This window comes from Chryseobacterium sp. 1B4 (assembly GCF_036631475.1).
In the GTDB taxonomy this organism is placed as follows: domain Bacteria; phylum Bacteroidota; class Bacteroidia; order Flavobacteriales; family Weeksellaceae; genus Chryseobacterium.
In genome coordinates this window covers 386,424-403,963 of record NZ_JAPNUF010000009.1, presented here as the reverse complement: position 1 = coordinate 403,963, position 17,540 = coordinate 386,424, and the positions used below count along the sequence as shown (strand labels likewise).

17 protein-coding genes and 3 pseudogenes are annotated in these 17,540 nt (G+C 36.8%); all 20 read right to left on the bottom strand.

All coding sequences use genetic code 11. The features are described 5' to 3' along the window. Window positions 1-18: 18 nt before the first annotated feature. Window positions 19-957 (bottom strand): glycosyltransferase family 2 protein, encoded by a 939-nt coding sequence (locus tag OWR28_RS21275; protein WP_332388405.1) that lies wholly within the window; start codon window positions 955-957, stop codon window positions 19-21. Window positions 958-998: 41 nt separating this feature from the next. Further along, window positions 999-1,487, bottom strand: coding sequence for an acyltransferase family protein (locus OWR28_RS21270; RefSeq protein ID WP_332388462.1), 489 nt, complete (start codon window positions 1,485-1,487; stop codon window positions 999-1,001). A gap of 187 nt (window positions 1,488-1,674) precedes the next feature. Then, on the bottom strand, window positions 1,675-1,962 hold the full coding sequence (locus OWR28_RS27235) for an acyltransferase family protein (RefSeq protein WP_494168501.1): 288 nt from the start codon (window positions 1,960-1,962) through the stop codon (window positions 1,675-1,677). Window positions 1,963-1,977: 15 nt separating this feature from the next. Continuing rightward, window positions 1,978-2,780: pseudogene (locus tag OWR28_RS21265) on the bottom strand (glycosyltransferase). 143 nt (window positions 2,781-2,923) lie between these two features. Continuing rightward, window positions 2,924-3,781 carry a glycosyltransferase family 2 protein gene (locus OWR28_RS21260; protein WP_332388404.1) on the bottom strand — a complete coding sequence of 286 codons (858 nt, stop codon included), beginning with the start codon at window positions 3,779-3,781 and terminating at the stop codon, window positions 2,924-2,926. Window positions 3,782-3,965: 184 nt separating this feature from the next. Continuing rightward, on the bottom strand, window positions 3,966-4,577 hold the full coding sequence (locus OWR28_RS21255; protein WP_332388403.1) for an NAD-dependent epimerase/dehydratase family protein: 612 nt from the start codon (window positions 4,575-4,577) through the stop codon (window positions 3,966-3,968). A gap of 99 nt (window positions 4,578-4,676) precedes the next feature. Beyond that, a pseudogene (locus tag OWR28_RS21250) lies at window positions 4,677-5,468 on the bottom strand (glycosyltransferase family 2 protein); the annotation flags it as partial. A gap of 45 nt (window positions 5,469-5,513) precedes the next feature. After that, on the bottom strand, window positions 5,514-6,638 hold the full coding sequence (locus tag OWR28_RS21245; protein ID WP_332388402.1) for a glycosyltransferase WbsX family protein: 1,125 nt from the start codon (window positions 6,636-6,638) through the stop codon (window positions 5,514-5,516). 1 nt (window position 6,639) lies between these two features. Then, window positions 6,640-7,254, bottom strand: coding sequence for a DapH/DapD/GlmU-related protein (locus OWR28_RS21240; protein ID WP_332388401.1), 615 nt, complete (start codon window positions 7,252-7,254; stop codon window positions 6,640-6,642). Window positions 7,255-7,287: 33 nt separating this feature from the next. Beyond that, complete coding sequence (rffA, locus tag OWR28_RS21235) at window positions 7,288-8,340, bottom strand: dTDP-4-amino-4,6-dideoxygalactose transaminase (RefSeq protein ID WP_332388400.1); 1,053 nt, start codon at window positions 8,338-8,340, stop codon at window positions 7,288-7,290. 91 nt (window positions 8,341-8,431) lie between these two features. After that, a complete protein-coding gene (locus OWR28_RS21230; RefSeq protein WP_332388399.1) occupies window positions 8,432-9,064 on the bottom strand; it encodes an acetyltransferase in 633 nt (210 codons plus the stop codon). 122 nt (window positions 9,065-9,186) lie between these two features. Next, the gene (locus OWR28_RS21225; protein ID WP_332388398.1) at window positions 9,187-10,188 is read right to left on the bottom strand and encodes an ATP-grasp domain-containing protein; all 1,002 of its coding nucleotides are present in this window, start codon (window positions 10,186-10,188) and stop codon (window positions 9,187-9,189) included. Further along, window positions 10,178-10,687 carry a glycosyltransferase gene (locus tag OWR28_RS21220; RefSeq protein WP_332388397.1) on the bottom strand — a complete coding sequence of 170 codons (510 nt, stop codon included), beginning with the start codon at window positions 10,685-10,687 and terminating at the stop codon, window positions 10,178-10,180. The genes OWR28_RS21225 and OWR28_RS21220 overlap by 11 nt, the downstream gene beginning before the upstream one ends. 165 nt (window positions 10,688-10,852) lie before the next feature. Further along, window positions 10,853-11,479, bottom strand: coding sequence for a hypothetical protein (locus OWR28_RS21215; RefSeq protein WP_332388396.1), 627 nt, complete (start codon window positions 11,477-11,479; stop codon window positions 10,853-10,855). A gap of 3 nt (window positions 11,480-11,482) precedes the next feature. Next, window positions 11,483-12,718: an ABC transporter ATP-binding protein gene (locus OWR28_RS21210; RefSeq protein WP_332388395.1), complete on the bottom strand. Its 1,236-nt coding sequence runs from the start codon at window positions 12,716-12,718 to the stop codon at window positions 11,483-11,485. 29 nt (window positions 12,719-12,747) lie between these two features. Further along, window positions 12,748-13,596 carry an ABC transporter permease gene (locus tag OWR28_RS21205; protein ID WP_332388394.1) on the bottom strand — a complete coding sequence of 283 codons (849 nt, stop codon included), beginning with the start codon at window positions 13,594-13,596 and terminating at the stop codon, window positions 12,748-12,750. Between the two features lie 174 nt (window positions 13,597-13,770). Next, window positions 13,771-14,634 carry a glucose-1-phosphate thymidylyltransferase RfbA gene (rfbA, locus tag OWR28_RS21200; RefSeq protein WP_332388393.1) on the bottom strand — a complete coding sequence of 288 codons (864 nt, stop codon included), beginning with the start codon at window positions 14,632-14,634 and terminating at the stop codon, window positions 13,771-13,773. Window positions 14,635-14,637: 3 nt separating this feature from the next. Next, window positions 14,638-15,129, bottom strand: a complete 492-nt coding sequence (locus OWR28_RS21195; RefSeq protein WP_332388392.1) for a hypothetical protein — start codon at window positions 15,127-15,129, stop codon at window positions 14,638-14,640. Then, a complete protein-coding gene (gene rfbB / locus OWR28_RS21190; protein ID WP_332388391.1) occupies window positions 15,089-16,168 on the bottom strand; it encodes a dTDP-glucose 4,6-dehydratase in 1,080 nt (359 codons plus the stop codon). Before rfbB ends, OWR28_RS21195 begins: the two co-directional genes overlap by 41 nt. Before the next feature lie 4 nt (window positions 16,169-16,172). Next, window positions 16,173-17,485 (bottom strand): annotated as a pseudogene (locus tag OWR28_RS21185) (UDP-glucose dehydrogenase family protein). Window positions 17,486-17,540 lie beyond the last annotated feature (55 nt).

The following is a 17,540-nucleotide window of genomic DNA, read 5'->3' as shown; positions in this document are numbered from 1 at the left end:
TTAAACTAGTTTCTTAGTTTAAAACAGGTCGTTTCTGAAATTAATATTGTAAAGACCGGATCGGATACTTTTATAATCCGTCAGCAGATACTTCGTGATCATTCCCCATTTTTTCAGAAGGGGAGCATTGGCAATCTGAAAACTTCTGTATACCCGTTTGATATGGAGCTTAATATCTTCGGGAATCGTATTTTCATTCTCTGCCCAGCTGTTGACTTCTTTCCATAATACAACCCTTGTAGAAGCCGGCTTTATTTGTCCGGAATCTACTTTGGTAATTCTGTTATTCTCATGAACACCTCTTACAGCTACTGCTTTGTCAAGTATTCCCGGATATAAATCCAGGTAGTAAGAAAGCCTGAATAAAAATTCTGTGTCCTGATGAAGCTTTAAATGGGTTTTGAAGAAATACTCCATATTTTGTAAAGAACTTTTACGGATTGTGAGAGCATCAATACTGAAAAGTCCAAAAGTTCCTATCATATTAAGCTGTCCCGGAAATACATCTTTGGGAGGATATTTTTTATAAACCGTAGTAAGGCGGTCTCCGAAAACTTTATAATACTGTTCTTTTGCCTTTTCAGAATAATAATGGACGCCTATGGCACCATACACTCCATCCACATCTTTGTTGGTAAACAATTCTTTTTCTGCATCAAAACGGTTCGGAAGATAGTAATCATCGGCATCAAGGAATGCAATAAAATCTCCTTCTGATTTTTCAATTCCTAAATTTCTGGTTGCGCCTGCCCCATGGTTTCCTTTATCAGGATGCTGGTAAAGCTTTACCCTGTCATATTGTGCAGCAAGTTCCTGGCATACCTGCAAAGCGTTGTCCGGAGACTTATCCTCTACCAGTACTACTTCATATACATCTTCGAACTGAAGCGCAGACTTTACAGCCTGGGCAACATATTTTTCAGCGTTGTAGACGGGGATGATTACTGAAATTTTCATTTTGATCAATTATGCTTTTAATTTAATTTTTAAATAATGGGTTACCTTTTTTCTACAAAATAATACAGGAACGAAGCTGCTATAACAGCCGTAATAATTTTTAAAAGGAAAAAAGGAATATTGAGATAACCTTCAACTTTAAACCTCCTGAATACTATTTCTACAAAAGGATGAGACAAATATAATGAATAGGAAATATCACCCAGAAAGACTAAAAATCTGTTTCCTTTCCAATGGAATGTGTAGTCAAAAGTTAAAAAAGAAAACACAAACAGGGATATAATGGCCAGCTTTACCCAGTCATTGTCTATCGGGATAATACTAAGCAAAACAAGGATGAATGATGTAATTCCTGCCCCAGCAATAATTCCTGCCCAGGTTCTTGAAACGGTAAATCTGTTCAGTAAAAGTGAAAAAAGAATTCCTGTTACAAAATAGAGATTCAGGGAATGGGTTACCATCCTGAGATAAGGATTTTCAAAATGGATAAAATATCCTAAAATAGTTGTCAGGATAAAAAAGGCTGTGATGAAGTAATATTTTTTTCTTTAAACAGTAATGAAATTCCGAATATAAGGTAAAAGAACATTTCAAAATTTAATGACCAGCCCAGAAAAAGTACGGGGAATTCTTTCCGTGTCGGAAGAAATAATAAAGAATGGATAAGCTCATGAAGACCCGGTCCGTAAAAATATAGCAGGAAACCTCCTCCGGGTATCATCGCAGCCAATGTGAGAAGATAATACAACGGAACAATTCTGATGATTCTTCTTTATAAAAGAGAGTGATCTGCTGAAATGAATCTTTACTGAAATTGAGTTTCTGAGTGGTAAAAGCCATAATAAATCCACTGATAATAAAGAAAACAGGTACACCAATACTTCCTTTTTTAAAAAGAATATCACCAAGATTCAGGCCTGGCAGGTTGATGGTCTCACGAAAATGAAAACAACACACCAACAATGCTGAAATTCCTCTTAATATCTGGAGGTTATTAAGCTTCATGGCAGATGGCGGGCCTTATCTTTTAAAAATTTTCTTCAGAATAAGTCCCATTACGAAAGGTACCCTGGCAATATTATGCTGAAGGGTTCTGAAGCGGTTAATGGTAAATCTGGTATTTTCTGTCATCCCATATTCAGAGAAATCAACATCGTAAACTGCTTTATGCTTAAAGGTAACATTCATCAGGTTATATTGATGGATGATCTGAATATACATCTCCCTGCTGTTTTCAACAGAAAAATTCGGGTAATGACGGTAGCTGTTGTGTGCTCTTTCTTTTAACATCGTTTTAAAGTTATCCACACTTTCGGCTAAACTTACAAAAGGATTTACCACATCATTATAAACATTCACCACTGCTTTTCGATCAGGCAGCATAGTAAGCTGGTATCCTCTTCTCAGATCAATGACAAGGTCATGAACCGGTTTAAAGAGTTCCTGTACGGTTTTTATATAGTCCTGATGAAGCATATCATCATTATCCAGCTCACTGGTAATGACAAATTTAGTGTCAGAGGCGAAGTATTGGGGAATTACTTCTACTGCTTTGGTTTTCATTTCATCAAAATCCTCTACGAAAACGGCTCTGAAAACAGGATATTCTGCTTCAATTTCTTTGATGATTTTTCTAAATTTATCAGATGTGTTGGTATCAAAAAGGTAAGCCAGACATAGTTTTGGTTGGTCTGATTTTTATAGGAAGGAAGCACGTATGTTCTGAATAGCTTAAAACGGTCATCCAGCCATTCTTCTGTAAGGGGTTTAAATCCTGAACGCGTTTCGTTCCATCCTTTTGTTGGAACATTGAATCTTGTCATGATTACGTGTACAAACTGACTCATCTAAATAAATTTATTAAAAGTTATAGCATGTTATTTGGGTTTCTGCTCAATATCTGCCTGGCATCACCCGATTCATTTGTGTGGTTTTATGGAAATATAGCTGTCTGGAAGCTAGCCGTCTACTTTCTTCCTGAAAAGTTTATAATAGAATTTTTAAAAGAAAGATATCTTGCCACAACCGCCAGAGGAATCATTTTTTGAAATTCGCGTCTCTGTTGTATCAGTTGGGTTGTACGAACTTCTATGATATGATAGGCCAGCTTGTCATGTACCTCTTCACCGTAAAGCTTCTTTAATGTTGGTAGAATTTTAAGGCGCTGCTTCATGATTTTGAGCGGGTCAGCAGACATATTGTCGTTGACATCTTTTCGGTAATGGGCAAGAGCTTCATTGATCAGAAGGGCATCAGGGTTATCTTTAGTGATATAAATCCACATAACCCAGTCTTCACAGCTGGTAAGAGTCGTATCAAAAAGAAAACCTTCCAAAAGCTTTTTATTGATCAAAGCACAATGGATAGGAATAGAAAAACTAAGGTCCCAGCCGTATACAATTCCATCAAACGTCAGGAAGCTTTGCTGAATATCTTTATAGCCCGGAAGGTGCTCCCGGTTTCTGTAAATTGTATATTGGCTTACGATCAAGGGATATTCTTTATCTCCGGAAAGGCTTTTGGCAAACTTTTCCCGGTGTATGAGGTCATCAGAATCCAGAAACTGTATATAATCTCCGGTAACGATTTCCAGAGCAGCATTTCTTGCAGAAGATAAGCCTCCGTTTTCTTTATAAAGATATCTGAAACGGTTGTCTTTTTTTACCCATTTATCAGCTACTTCATCAGTATTATCGGGTGATCCGTCATTGACAATAATACATTCCCAGTTTTCATAAGTCTGATCCAGTATGGACTGCAGGCATTCATCTAAAAACTGAGCCTGCTTGTAGCAGGGAACAATTACGGATATTTTGGGGTTCATTTTCATTTTTATTCAATGGGTTAGTTGTGTTTTTAATCTTCAGTTAATACAAGTTCAGGCTTTATAAATTGTTTCCGCCTGGTCTCAGGGTTTCTGAATTTTTCTGTTCGAAGGTACAAAAATTATTTTTTCAGGTTACAGATGAAGCTGCCGGTTTAATTGTATGCAGCAGCATCATTCTGGTTTATAAATAAGATGTATAAAGCTTTTTTAAATATTCATCAGGTGATATGCCCCTGAAAAAGTCTTCGGTAATGCTGTTGAACTCTATATTGTAGAGGGAACCTTCCTCTATGCTTTCATAATCTGCATTTTTAGCAAGATGATATTCCAGCTGGGATAATATCTCCGGCAGCGAATATTGGTAAGGGTAGGCGAGATTGATAATCTCATTATTGAAATCTCTCATGTATTTTCCTACAAATGCAGCAATATCATCTGTCCCGATAAGGATTCTTCTTGCATTGCTATGGATTGTCAGCTTATTTTCAGAAAGAATCGAATTTTTAAAGAAATTGATCAGCGTATTGGGATTTCCACCGCGGCCTACAGCATTTCCTACCCTGAAAATAATAAAGTCTGAACAATGCTCAGCGATTATTTTTTCAATGGTAAGTTTATGCATCACATAAGGACTTCCGGTTTTACTGGGGTCGTAAATACTGCATGTGGAAAAATAAATCAGTTTTTTATCAGGATGGTCTTGAATAACTGATTTCAGGAGTGATATTTCTCTTTCAAATTCAACAGGATTTTTTTCCAGTGAATTGGAAACCCCTGATGCAAAAAATAACATCTTCTTTATCGTACAATCTTACGGCATTTGCCAGAATTCCATTACCAATTATCATATGTGCTTTTTATCTCGTTAAGATGTTAATTTACTCCAATAGGGTTAAAGTTTTTTAAATATTTTAAAAAGTCCAAGCATATTTCCCAGTTTTGCCCATCTTGAATTTTTCACGTGATTCAGCTTATTGAGCGCCTGATCATATTTATTTTTCGGAACATAGCTCTGAAGGAAAAGGTCTTCCACACTGATGTTTCTTCTTTCTGCCATTTTTATCAGTGCTACCCAGTGCCAAAACAATGCCTTTTCTGCATTTTTTGTAGTAGAAATGCCGCTGTCATGGATTCTGTATAAATATAAGTCCTCATCAATATATTTAACGGGGGCTATTTCGCACATTTTCATATACCAGTCTTTATCTTCAGCAATTTTGAGAAAAGGATCAATACCTGATGTCTTTTCGTAAATCTTTTTCTTGAAGGTGACAAAATGCGAGATTTCAGCATTGAAGTTAAAATAAGACTGATCCAGGTCTGTAATTTGTTTGGCCTTATGAACGGATATGGGGTTGAGGTGCTCATCGCAACGGACAAAGTTTGAATATACCAAGCCTGCTTCCGGATTTTCGGAATGAGTTTTTAATACAATTTCCAGGGCTTGTGGTGCCAGCGCATCATCAGGGTCTAAAAAACCGCATACTTCGGATTCAGCAAGGGCAATTAATTTTCTTTTTGTATATCCTATTCCTCTGTTTTCTTCATTCAGATTGATTTTAAACCGGGGATCACCACCAATGATCTTTTTGATGATTTCAAGAGAATTGTCAGTAGAACCGTCATCTAAAATTACTGCTTCCCAGTCTGTTTCAGTCTGCGCAATTAAACTCCGGTAACATTTTTCAAAAAATGGCCATTATTATAATTAGCGATAAGTACACTGAATTTACTCATTTCCACTGTATTTATTCAATATTTTTTTTAATGCATTCAAATATCCGAAGCCGTGTTTTCTGTCAGGTTCAAGGATATTTCCTTCGGCCCATTCGTTCCAGGATTTAACAATTAAAAACTGTTCCGGATAATCTTTTTTACTTTCAAGATATTGTAGCGCTTTTTCTACCTGTTTTTCGAACAGTTCCGGGGAATTATTGGCTAATATAATCCCTCTGTAGCCACTTCTCGGAGTGTTGTCCCAGTTAGGCAGGATACATGGATAGGTAGGAACGTTACTTTCTTCGAACTTTAAGTCATTTACAACGGCCCGGGCATCCTGAATTCTTACTTTAGGCTGCTCTTTTTTCTTAATCCCGATCAGTCCTTTTATCCTGTTTTTATAATATTGGGAGTGGGAGATATATTCTTTTTTATCAATATGGGGAACCCATGCTTTCTGAAAGGCATTGGAGATTTTGCTGTCATACCCCATGGATTTAAAATCAAAATCATCACGGAGTTTATTGGATGCCATAACATACAGGTCGTCAAATCCGTTTTTCTTCGCAAGCGCTCTGAACTTTGAAATATAGTGAGGATCACCTTCATTTAAATGATTCGGATCATAGATAATGAAAAGCGGCTTGTTGTCTACTTTAATATATCTTTCATCTTTGAAGAAAGGCAGCAGATATTCGAAATGAGCAATTAAATCCTGTTCATCCGGATAAGTCTGTTTGGCCAGTATTTTTTCTGACAATCCATGCCATATTCCTGACCATGTCTCATTGGCCCAGCAGAAGCAAAAAGGAAAATCAGGCTTACCTGACTGCAATACATCATTGGCAACACGTTCCAGCAATTGTTTACCGCTGCCAAACCAGTAGTGATAGTAAATAAATCCGTGTACTCCATAATCTTTTGCCATCTGAGCCTGCTGCTCCCTGACCTCAGGAACCCGAAGATCATAATATCCCAGGTCTGCAGGATATATAGGCTGTTCATGTCCTTCAAATAATGGCTTAGCCTTACTTACATTGGTCCATTCCGTAAAGCCTTTTCCCCACCATTCATCATTTTCAGGAACGGGGTGATATTGAGGGAGATAAAATGCTAGAGGTTTTATTTTTTTCATTTCAGTTTTCTAATGTTTTTATTAATCTGGCGGGAATTCCTGCAATAACTGAATTTTTAGGGAAGCTCTTATTTACCACAGAGTTGGCTCCTATAATACAATTCTCACCAATGGTAACTCCCGGGAGGATGCATACGCCTTCGCCAATCCATACGTTATCCTCAATAATTACAGGGCCTTTGGAATATAGCGGCCTCATTCCAGGGACATGCTCCAGATCTTCAATGCTTATATTTCCATGGGAATGATCAGAAATGTATATTCTGCTGGCCATAAGTACGTTATTTCCAATAATAATCTTATTAATAGCACCAATGTGGACGTCTGAATTACAAATGACGTCATCCCCGATTATGATCTCAGGAGTAAAGTGTTCTCCCTGAAAACGATCCCATGCTTCCAACCTGAGATGAAACAGGGAACTGAAGTTTTTGCCTATAGATATATATTGAGGGTTTTTTATCCAATGGTCCTCTGGCAATACAGAATTCGTTCCAAACTGTTTAAAGCTTTTCCTTGCCCATGCATTCAGTTTATTTTGCCGGTGAGCTTTATATGCATTCGAATTCAGAACATCGAACAAAAAATTAACAATATATTTTTTTAAAAAATTCATATTTTATTATTGAGAAGTGGCGGGGCAGTTATATTATTTTTTATAAAAACTGTTGATCAATTCTATAATCTTATTTTGTTCAGATTCAGATAATTCATAATAAAAGGGAAGTCTCAGCAGACAATCTGTGAAATGGTCTGAGTTAGGAATATCTATTTTAGGATTATTTGCTAAGAAAAAGTCACTTTTATTCAAGCTAAGATAATGAAAAACAGGGTGGATATCCTGTGCTTTCAGGTACTGAATTAAATTACTCCTGTCCTCATAGCTGTTACAGACAATGTAAAACATGTGGGCATTATTGGTTGCAGAAGCAGGGATATCCGGCAGTGTAATGAATCCTTTTTCCTGTAACGAAGAAAGCCCGTTCTGATAATTATGCCAGATCTCTAATCTTTTTTTCTGTATGATTTCCAGGTTTTCCAGCTGAGCATATAAAAATGCTGATATGATCTCAGAAGGCAAAAAAGACGAACCCAGATCTACCCAGCCGTATTTATTTACTTCTCCACGGAAGAAAGCACTTCTGTTGGTTCCTTTTTCACGAATTACCTCAGCACGGTCAAAATATTGGGGATCATTAATAGCCAGCATTCCGCCTTCTCCGGCAATGATATTTTTGGTTTCATGAAAAGAAAAAGCTGCAAAGTGTCCTATAGATCCCAATGCTTTTCTTGTACCATCCGAGAAGGTGTAATAGCTGTCAATAGCCTGTGCAGCATCTTCTACCACAAATAGATTGTGCTTATGGGCAAGATTCATGATCTTCTCCATATCACAAGCTACTCCTGCATAGTGTACAGGAACAATAACTTTGGTTTTTTCTGTAATGTGCTTTTCTATTTCTGCCGGATCAATATTGGGATTATTGGCATAAGAATCCACGAAAACTATTTTGGCACCACGAAGAGCAAATGCATTGGCAGAAGAAACAAAGGTATAACTGGGAACAATTACTTCATCACCAGGTTCTACGTTGCATAAAATAGCGGCCATTTCCAGAGCATCAGTACATGAAGTTGTCATCAGAACTTTAGGAAAGTTATATTTCTGTTCAAAAAAATGCTGGCATTTCTTTGTGAACATTCCGTCACCTGAAATTTTGCCGCTTTTACTGCTTCTTCAATGTATGTTAGCTCGTTGCCTATAATAAAAGGTTTGTTGAATGGAATCATATTTATTTTATAAATCTTGCAGGATTACCAACATACAATCCTGATGTATCTAAATTTTTAATGACTACGGTTCCTCCTCCCAATTGTATATTTTCTGAAATACTGATGTTATCAATAATTGTGCTGTTTATCCCAAGAATACATAATTCTGAAATGGTAACGAAACCAGCTATTGAAACTGAGGGAGAGAGAAAACTATGGTTGCCTATAACTGAGTCATGTGCAATGGAGCATGAAATATTGATGAGTGTATTTTCACCGATTTCCACATGCTGATCAATCATGCAATTGGGATACACAAAGCTTCCGGCCCCTATTTTTGCTGAAGAATCAACAATGGTTGTGGAATGGATAAAGGTATAAAATGGAATTGTGTTTTTAAATTGTTCGAATACCTGCTTTTTAAACGTGAGATGTTTATATCCGATAGCAATTATAAGTTCATCAAAAAGATTTTGTTCAAAAGAAGCCATAATATGGTCTATGCCGCCCAGAACAGGAAGGTTCTTAATGGTATTTCCTTTTTCCTGAAAATCATCAAAAAAACCAATAACCTTATCTTCTGTATCAGTATGAATATGATGCAGAATTTGTTGTCCCAGATGACCTGATCCAATAATAGCTATGCGTTTCATGCCAAATCAATTTTTTTGTCCGACTGATATATCAAATATCCTGAACGATCATTACTTGAGTGTGCCTGCTGTAATGAAGGGTTTGTTATTTCTTTTTTACGATAAATGTTTCCAATGCATTTTCAGCAAAGAGAGGAAGCAGGTATTTCGTATTTTCTGATAAAAATAGACTCCCGAATATTTTTTTGTGATATTTCAGAAGGGAATTTAAATTCTCCCAAAGCAATATCCAAAACGGCTTGTACATAATCAAATCCTGTTGATAGCTGAACAAGATCCGAACCTATAAAATCTCCTCCCATACGGCTTCCTATTTCTATAGGGAAGACATTACCTTCTTTCGTGATCATAAGTTCTGCATGCGAAGCTCCGCTTTCAACCTTGGTAGCTTTCAGCATGGCATAGGTAATATCATGTATTTTATTTTGAATATCCTGGGGAAATGAACTGGGCTGATGATGTGCCAGTTCTACAAAATAAGGTTCTTCTGTAATAATTTTATCTGTGATTGTTATAATCTTATGCTCGCCGTTTAAACTTATTGTTTCCACGCTTACTTCTTTGCCTTTGATGTATTCTTCAACTACACAGGTTTTAGAGAAAGAATAACGTATTGCATTTTCTACTGCTTCTTTACATTCCTCAGGAGAATCTGCCTTTATTACTCCCAAACTTCCGGATCTGTCAGAAGGTTTTATAATCAATGGATAATTGAATGACTTAAAATCATCAGGATTAAATTCAGAAACTGAAATGGACCGGGGTGATACAATGTTATTTTCTTCAAAGCACTTCCTCATCAGCGACTTGTTTGTCGTTAATAATGAGCATTCAATGCTGTTTCCGGGGAGGTTTAATTCGTGGGCTACATAGGCAATTGTAGGAATACAGATATCAGTTGCAATGGTCAGGATACCATCTATACCAATTTGTCTGCATTCTGCAAGAATGGTTTCTTTTTCCAGAACAGAAACATCATAAAAGTAATCTGCATATTCTTTACAAACTGCTTTCCCGTCATCCCAGGCAAAACAATGTACTTCATGATTGTTTTCTTTCGCTTTTTTACTAACGGCAGCTGCAGATAGCTGGCCCCTAAAATAGCAACTTTTTTCATGCTTCAAGGATGTTTTTAAAGATTTCTTCAGCATACTCATAAGACGAAAATTCTTCGACCTGTTTGACTGCATTTTGAGAAAAGGTTTTGTAAGAATCTTTATTTAATTCAAAGATCTTTTTTATTCCTTCAGCTAATTTTTCACTGTCCTTCAACGGAGCTTTATATCCATTGTAATCATTTATTACCATATTGGTGAGTACACCGGTATCAAAGCCTACCACAGGCGTACCACAGGCAAGAGCTTCGGAAACCATCATAGGCCCGGAATCTTCAATGGATGAATTGATAAAGATGTCAGCAGCCTGATATAATAATGATAATAACCTGTAGTCTTTTATGTAATCTATTTTTTGTTTTTTGAAGGTCACTCTGTTGAACTCTTCATTTACACTGTTGGAAACAACCAGAAGCACTATTCTTTCTTTTTGCTCAACAGGCAATTCTTTATCTAATATTTCAAGAGCCTCAAGAAGGTAGGAAAACCCTTTCCTTGGATCTTCCATATTTTGGGCGCCCGTTAAAATATAAAAGTGATCATCAGCTAATGAAAATATTTTTTGCGATTGATTTGTTTTTATCATTGAGTAATTTGGTGTCAATAAGGCTGTTGACATTATAAATTGTTTTCTGATCCTTATATATCTTTGATTCCTGAGCTTGCTTCAACGTCAGCCCTGAACCGGCAATAATCTGAAAGTTAGCTTTTTTGCATTTTCAAATTTTCTTTCAAAATTATTTTTAGCTGTTACTCTTTCATCATTCTTTGTAATTGCGGGGCAGTTTTCATCACATCCTTTGATATAGCCGTCACATCCCCAAGAAAAATGGCAACCTCCGGTGAAATGATTCATATCTACTGTAACATTGTATATTTTTGCTTTGGTAGCATTATATATATTGAGAAGATCTGTACTGTTGAGAAAATCAATAGTCATTCCCGTGAAGATAAAATCAGGTGTGAAACCTACAATGTTCAGCATACTCTCAACATGAATATTTTCTGATAATTCATCTTTGCTGAAAAAGGAGTATTTTCTGTCTGTACTCAGTGCTTTTGGAGGCTGTACAGGATTTATTTTATTCTTTATTTTGCCGATAACTCTTGTCAATAGACCTGGATGTGGCGAAGAGTGTTGATGTCTGTAGGTTTTAATGAAGTCTTCATTTTTTGTTTTGTGTTTCACACACATGACAACCTCATGACCCATATTTTTCATAATATGAGCGACTTTGTACATGGCTTCGTATGCACCATTTACATCACCTGTAGAAAGAATTAATATTTTTTTACCCATTGTTTACATCCATATTACAGGTGGAGTGATAATTCCGTTGTCCGTATCTCCGGCAAGGAAATTCTCATGTCCCGTTTCAATGATATTAAGTTGTATGCCACCTTTTATAATATCGTACAATTCTACCGAGGGTGTATCTATAGCAACTGAAAGTACGTAAGTGTTAGGTATTAATTTACCTCCCTCAATCTTGAGAGTGAAATTATTTTCATTTTTTCCTTCAAATACTTTTCTCGTAATAAAGACCACATTTTCAAACTTATCCAAAACTGCAATATTGACTCTGATCCCTGTATTTACATTTCTGTTGACAAAACCTATATCCAGATTAATATCTTCATTATGGCCGAACTCAGTAGTTTCTACAGTTTTATTATTATATATTTTTACTTTTTGAATCTGTGCTTTTTTGCTCAAATCTTCTATATATCTGAAATCAACATTAGGAGATAATTCATTGATGATATAATTTTCCAAAACACTATTGATATCCCCGCGATGAGCGATCTGTCCGTTTCTCATTAATATTCCTGATGTACAAAGCTGCTTAACAGCTGCCATATTATGGCTTACAAAAAGAATTGTTCTTCCTTCTCCTTTGGTCACATCGTTCATTTTTCCCAGACATTTTTTCTGAAATTCTGCATCTCCTACAGCTAGAACTTCGTCTACAATAAGAATCTCAGATTCCAAATGAGCTGCAACAGCAAAAGCCAGACGGACATACATTCCTGAAGAATATCTTTTCACAGGAGTATCTATGTACCTTTCAACACCTGAAAATGCCACAATTTCATCAAATTTACGCTTGATTTCCTTACGGGACATACCCAAAATAGCCCCGTTTAAGAATACATTTTCCCTGCCTGTCATTTCCGGATGGAAACCTGTACCTACTTCTAACAGGGATGCGATTCTGCCATTCGTATATATTTTTCCTGTAGTAGGTTTTGTAACCTTACTCAATAATTTTAATAAGGTGGATTTCCCGGCACCGTTTCTTCCGATAATTCCTACTGCATCACCTTTTTCTATTTCAAAATTAACATCACGAAGAGACCATACATACTCAGAATCTCCTTTTGTAGTTCTGTCATTCGTTTCTCCAATTTTCAGATAAGGATCTTCTTTCCCTCTTACCTTGTGCCAGAACCTGTTGAGATCATGGGAAAGAGTACCCGTCCCGACTTGTCCCAGACGGTATTGTTTAGATATGTTTTCTGCTTTTAAAGCCAGCATTTTTAATTTAAATTTTAAACAGCAAATAATTACACCGTATCCATAAACGTTTTTTCAACCTTGTTGAAAATAACAACTCCTACTGCCATGATGATGAGAATGATAGCAGAGCTCATCCCTAACATGAGAGGAGAGAAGTCACCAACCCCTAACCATGCATATTTAAAACATTCAAAAATACCTGTTAAAGGATTATATAGAGCAAGCTTCTTAAAGAATCCCGGTAATGAGGAAATAGGATATATCACCGGTGTTGCATACATATATAAGCTTACTCCAAACCCCAGCAGCATTGCCAGATCTTTATATTTTGTTGTAAGAGCAGAAAAAATCATACCCAATCCTAAGGCAAATAGGGCCATAAGGATTATCAGAAAGGGCGTTGCAAGGATCCATATGTTAGGATGAACTTTTCCTTCACTCAGATAATATGCCCATGCAAGGATAAATAAAAGAAACTGAACCCCAAACCTCATCAGATTGGAAATGACAATTGATAACGGAGTCACCAGTCTCGGGAAATACACCTTTCCGAAGATTCCTGCATTTCCGGTAAATGTAGAGGAGGTCGCCAGTAATGAGGCTGAAAAGTAATTCCAAAGAGTAACACCAGCCAGGTAAAAAAGAAGCGGCGGTGCACCGTCTGTAGGTAATTTGGCAATTCTTCCGAAAATAACCAGATAGACAATGGTTGTTAAGATGGGATTAATAAAAAACCAGATTGGCCCTAAAATAGTCTGTTTAAAACTGGATACAAAATCTCTTTTTACAAACATGTAAACAAGATCTTTGTATCGCCAGACTTCTTTTAGCTTCAAGTCAAATAACGAATGATCTGCATCAATCGTTTCTGTCCACTTCTGTTGTGGTTCATTCATCTGTGTAAGTTTTTGCAAATTTATAATAATTAATTCTTACCGTCTCTCTTAGTTTATGAATTTTCATCGTCAATAAAACTAAAAATCAACAACTAATATATTGATATTTGGCGGTATGAACAAAAACTATTGGCGTTATGGCCAATAGTCTGTGATTTTTATAAATTATATTGATTATTTTCCGATAAGTTGTTTCAGGTATTCACCATATCCGCTTTTACCATATTTGGTAGCCGTTTCAAGCAGTTTTTCTTCATTAATGAATTTGTTTCTGAACGCAATTTCTTCTATACAGCCTATTTTAAATCCTTGTCTTTTTTCAATAACGCTTACAAATTCTGAAGCATCGTGAAGAGAGTCAAAAGTTCCTGTGTCCAGCCATGCGGTCCCTCTGTCAAGAACAGCTACCTCAAGCTTTCCATTCTTTAAATAAACATTATTGATATCGGTAATTTCCAGCTCGCCTCTTGCAGAAGGCTTGATATTTTTAGCAATTTCGACTACATTGTTATCATAAAAATAAAGTCCGGGTACAGCATAGTTTGACTTTGGATTCAACGGTTTTTCTTCAATAGAAACGGCTTTCAGATCTTTGTCAAATTCCACGACACCATATCTTTCAGGATCAGCTACATGATAGGCAAAAACAACACCTCCGTCCGGGTTGGTTTTATTTTTCAGTAAAGTTCCCATTTCCGAACCGTAAAAAATATTATCACCCAGTACCAGTGCGGCAGGATCACTGCCGATAAACCTGTCGCCCAGGATAAATGCCTGTGCTAAACCATCAGGGCTTGGCTGTACAACGTATTCTATATTACAGCCGATTTGTGAACCATCGCCCAGAAGTTTGATGAAACCTTCCTGGTCATGCGGGGTAGTGATGATCAGAATATCCTTGATTCCTGCCAAAAGCAATGTGGAAAGCGGATAATAGATCATAGGTTTGTCATAAACCGGCATCAGCTGTTTACTTACTGCAATCGTTAGAGGGTAGAGTCTTGTTCCGGATCCTCCGGCTAATATTATTCCTTTCATCTTTTATTTTTGTATGTTTTCTATGGCATAATCCATTTGATTTTTAATATTTAAATCTATGGTGGGAGTGATGAGGAATACCGAATTATCTTTGGATAATTTTCCTCCTATGCCTTTATGAAATTGTATAAGTTCTTTTAAGTTTTTTTCCGGAATAAAAGAGAATGAGCTGTATAATGAAATTTTAAACTCATCAAAATTAAAACGGTTGATAATAGATCTTGCCTGTTCCTTTGTAATCAGTTCTTTGGGCGGATCCACACTGTAATCAAACATTTTCAGTTCCAGATAATCTTTTGCATAATTAATCAATGCTTCCTTATAATGGGAAACTTCTATAAACTCATCAATAAGCTTTTGCTGTGAAGAGTTTGCCATTGCCGGAGGCGGAGGGAGTGCCTGAGCATTAAAAGAGAAGATATGATAAATAGCAATAGAAAAACCAGCTTCATGATTAATTATATTGAGTCTCGTAGTATTTCTGATAATCTCCACTCGTTACATGCTCCAGCCATTCCTTATTTTCCAGGTACCAGTCAATCGTTTTTCCTAACCCTTCTTCAAAAGTCACAGATGGTTTCCATCCCAGATCTTTATTTAATTTTGTTGCATCAATGGCATAACGTTTATCATGCCCAGGTCTGTCTTTTACATAGGTAATCAGTTTTTCAGAATAGCCTTCCGGTCTTTCCAGTTTAGCATCCATTTGTCTGATCAGTTCTCTTACAAGGTCAATATTCTGCCACTCATTAAAGCCTCCGATATTATATGTTTCTCCGGTTCTTGCTTCTTTAAAGATCTGATGAATCGCTCTGGCATGATCAATTACAAATAACCAGTCTCGGGTATACTTTCCGTCGCCATAAATTGGAAGCGGTTTTTCATTGATGATATTCGAAATGCAAAGCGGAATCAGTTTTTCCGGAAAATGATTAGGTCCGTAGTTATTGGAGCAGTTGGATACGATAAATGGCATTCCATATGTATTTCCATAAGCTCTTACCAAATGGTCGGAAGCTGCTTTTGAAGCTGAATATGGAGATTGAGGATCGTATGGTGTTGTTTCCAGAAAGAATCCTGTTTCGCCTAAGCTTCCATATACCTCATCCGTTGAAATATGGTAAAAAAGATGTGTTCTTTTTTCATCCGGGAATCTGCCATGGGTATGATCCGGATTTAATGTCCAGAACTCTTTACACAGGTTCAGAAGATGGGCGGTTCCGTTCACATTCGTATTGATAAATGCCATCGGATCAGTAATGCTCCTGTCTACGTGGCTTTCTGCAGCTAAATGTACAACAGCATCCGGGTTATATTTTTCAAAAACCTTTCTGAGTTCTTCCGGTTTTGTGATGTCTGCTTTTTCGAAAACATAATTGGGCTCATTTTCAATGTCCTTTAAGTTTTCCAGATTTCCGGCGTAGGTGAGGGCATCAAGATTGATGATCGTAGTGTCCGGATTGTTTTTTACAAATTCTCTTACAACATGGGAACCGATAAATCCGGCACCTCCTGTAATGATAATATTTTTCATTGATTTATTTTGAGATGGTCTTTCTTCCTATACTTTTATAATGAAATCCGTTTTGCTCAGGGATTTCCAATGGATACATGTTTCTGCCGTCAAAAATGACTTTGTTTTTCATTTTTTTAGCCATAAGTTCAAAATTAGGATTTTTGAATTCCGGCCATTCAGTAGCAATAAACAAGGCATCTACATCCTCCAGTGCATCATACATTCCTTTGGCATACCTGATTTTGCTGCCTAAAAGCTTCTGAACATTATTTTCTGCAACAGCATCATAAGCTATGATTTCTGCACCTTTCTCTAACAAAAGAGCGATATTGTCTAAAGAGGAAGCCTCTCTGATGTCATCTGTATTGGCTTTAAAGGCAAGTCCCCACATGGCAATTTTCTTTCCTTCAATATTTCCTCCGAAATATTTTTCAATTTCAGAAACCAAGATTACTTTCTGGGTTGTATTTACTTTTTCCGTGGCTTCCAGGATCTGGAAATTAAAGTCTTCCTGCTTCCCTGATTTTATAAGGGCTTTTACATCTTTAGGGAAACAGCTTCCGCCATATCCGATACCCGGGAATAAGAATCTGTGCCCGATCCTGTCGTCACTACCCATTCCCAGTCTTACCTTATCTACGTCTGCACCTACTTTTTCGCAATAGTTCGCAATTTCATTCATAAAGGTAATTTTTACTGCCAAAAATGAATTCGCTGCATATTTGGTAAGCTCTGAGGATTTTTCATCCATAAAGATGATGGGAATCCCTGTATTGGTAAAGGGCTGGTAAATTTTAGACATGATGTCTTTGGCTCTTTCTGAGCTGGCGCCTACAACTACTCTCGAGGGATTCATAGAGTCTTCAACGGCAAAGCCTTCTCTTAAGAATTCAGGATTTGATACCACATCAAAAGGGATATCTGTTCTGGAAGAGATCGTTTCTCTTACTCTTTCCGCAGTTCCCACAGGAACGGTACTTTTATTGACAATGACTTTATATTCAGTCATCAGTTCACCAATATCCTGGGCTACCTTAAGTACATAAGACAGGTCTGCAGATCCGTCTTCCCCCGGAGGAGTAGGCAATGCCAGATAAATAACTTCGCTTTTATCTAAAGCTTCTTTAAGATTGGTAGTGAAAAATAATCTTTCAGACTGGATGTTTCTCAAAAACATTTCTTCAAGGTTCGGCTCATAGATGGGAACAATGCCGTTTTTCATACCTTCTACTTTTTTTCATCAATATCAACACAGTATACTGAATTGCCAAGTTCTGCTAGAGTAGTTCCTGTAACTAATCCTACATAACCTGTTCCTACAATCGTTATATTCAAAATGTTTGTTTTAAAATTCTAAAGACAAAAGTAATAAAAATCCTGTGACATATTC

What these genes read in the sequence shown, in the direction of transcription:
- OWR28_RS21210 (WP_332388395.1), bottom strand. Translation starts at nt 12,718, where the DNA reads ATGCTGGCTTTAAAAGCAGAAAACATATCTAAACAATACCGTCTGGGA.
- OWR28_RS21255 (WP_332388403.1), bottom strand. Translation starts at nt 4,577, where the DNA reads ATGTTATTTTTTGCATCAGGGGTTTCCAATTCACTGGAAAAAAATCCT.
- OWR28_RS21205 (WP_332388394.1), bottom strand. Translation starts at nt 13,596, where the DNA reads ATGAATGAACCACAACAGAAGTGGACAGAAACGATTGATGCAGATCAT.
- OWR28_RS21240 (WP_332388401.1), bottom strand. Translation starts at nt 7,254, where the DNA reads ATGAATTTTTTAAAAAAATATATTGTTAATTTTTTGTTCGATGTTCTG.
- rfbA (WP_332388393.1), bottom strand. Translation starts at nt 14,634, where the DNA reads ATGAAAGGAATAATATTAGCCGGAGGATCCGGAACAAGACTCTACCCT.
- rffA (WP_332388400.1), bottom strand. Translation starts at nt 8,340, where the DNA reads ATGTTCACAAAGAAATGCCAGCATTTTTTTGAACAGAAATATAACTTT.
- OWR28_RS21230 (WP_332388399.1), bottom strand. Translation starts at nt 9,064, where the DNA reads ATGAAACGCATAGCTATTATTGGATCAGGTCATCTGGGACAACAAATT.
- OWR28_RS21215 (WP_332388396.1), bottom strand. Translation starts at nt 11,479, where the DNA reads ATGGGTAAAAAAATATTAATTCTTTCTACAGGTGATGTAAATGGTGCA.
- OWR28_RS27235 (WP_494168501.1), bottom strand. Translation starts at nt 1,962, where the DNA reads ATGAAGCTTAATAACCTCCAGATATTAAGAGGAATTTCAGCATTGTTG.
- OWR28_RS21275 (WP_332388405.1), bottom strand. Translation starts at nt 957, where the DNA reads ATGAAAATTTCAGTAATCATCCCCGTCTACAACGCTGAAAAATATGTT.
- OWR28_RS21245 (WP_332388402.1), bottom strand. Translation starts at nt 6,638, where the DNA reads ATGAAAAAAATAAAACCTCTAGCATTTTATCTCCCTCAATATCACCCC.
- OWR28_RS21220 (WP_332388397.1), bottom strand. Translation starts at nt 10,687, where the DNA reads ATGGAAGATCCAAGGAAAGGGTTTTCCTACCTTCTTGAGGCTCTTGAA.
- OWR28_RS21260 (WP_332388404.1), bottom strand. Translation starts at nt 3,781, where the DNA reads ATGAACCCCAAAATATCCGTAATTGTTCCCTGCTACAAGCAGGCTCAG.
- rfbB (WP_332388391.1), bottom strand. Translation starts at nt 16,168, where the DNA reads ATGAAAAATATTATCATTACAGGAGGTGCCGGATTTATCGGTTCCCAT.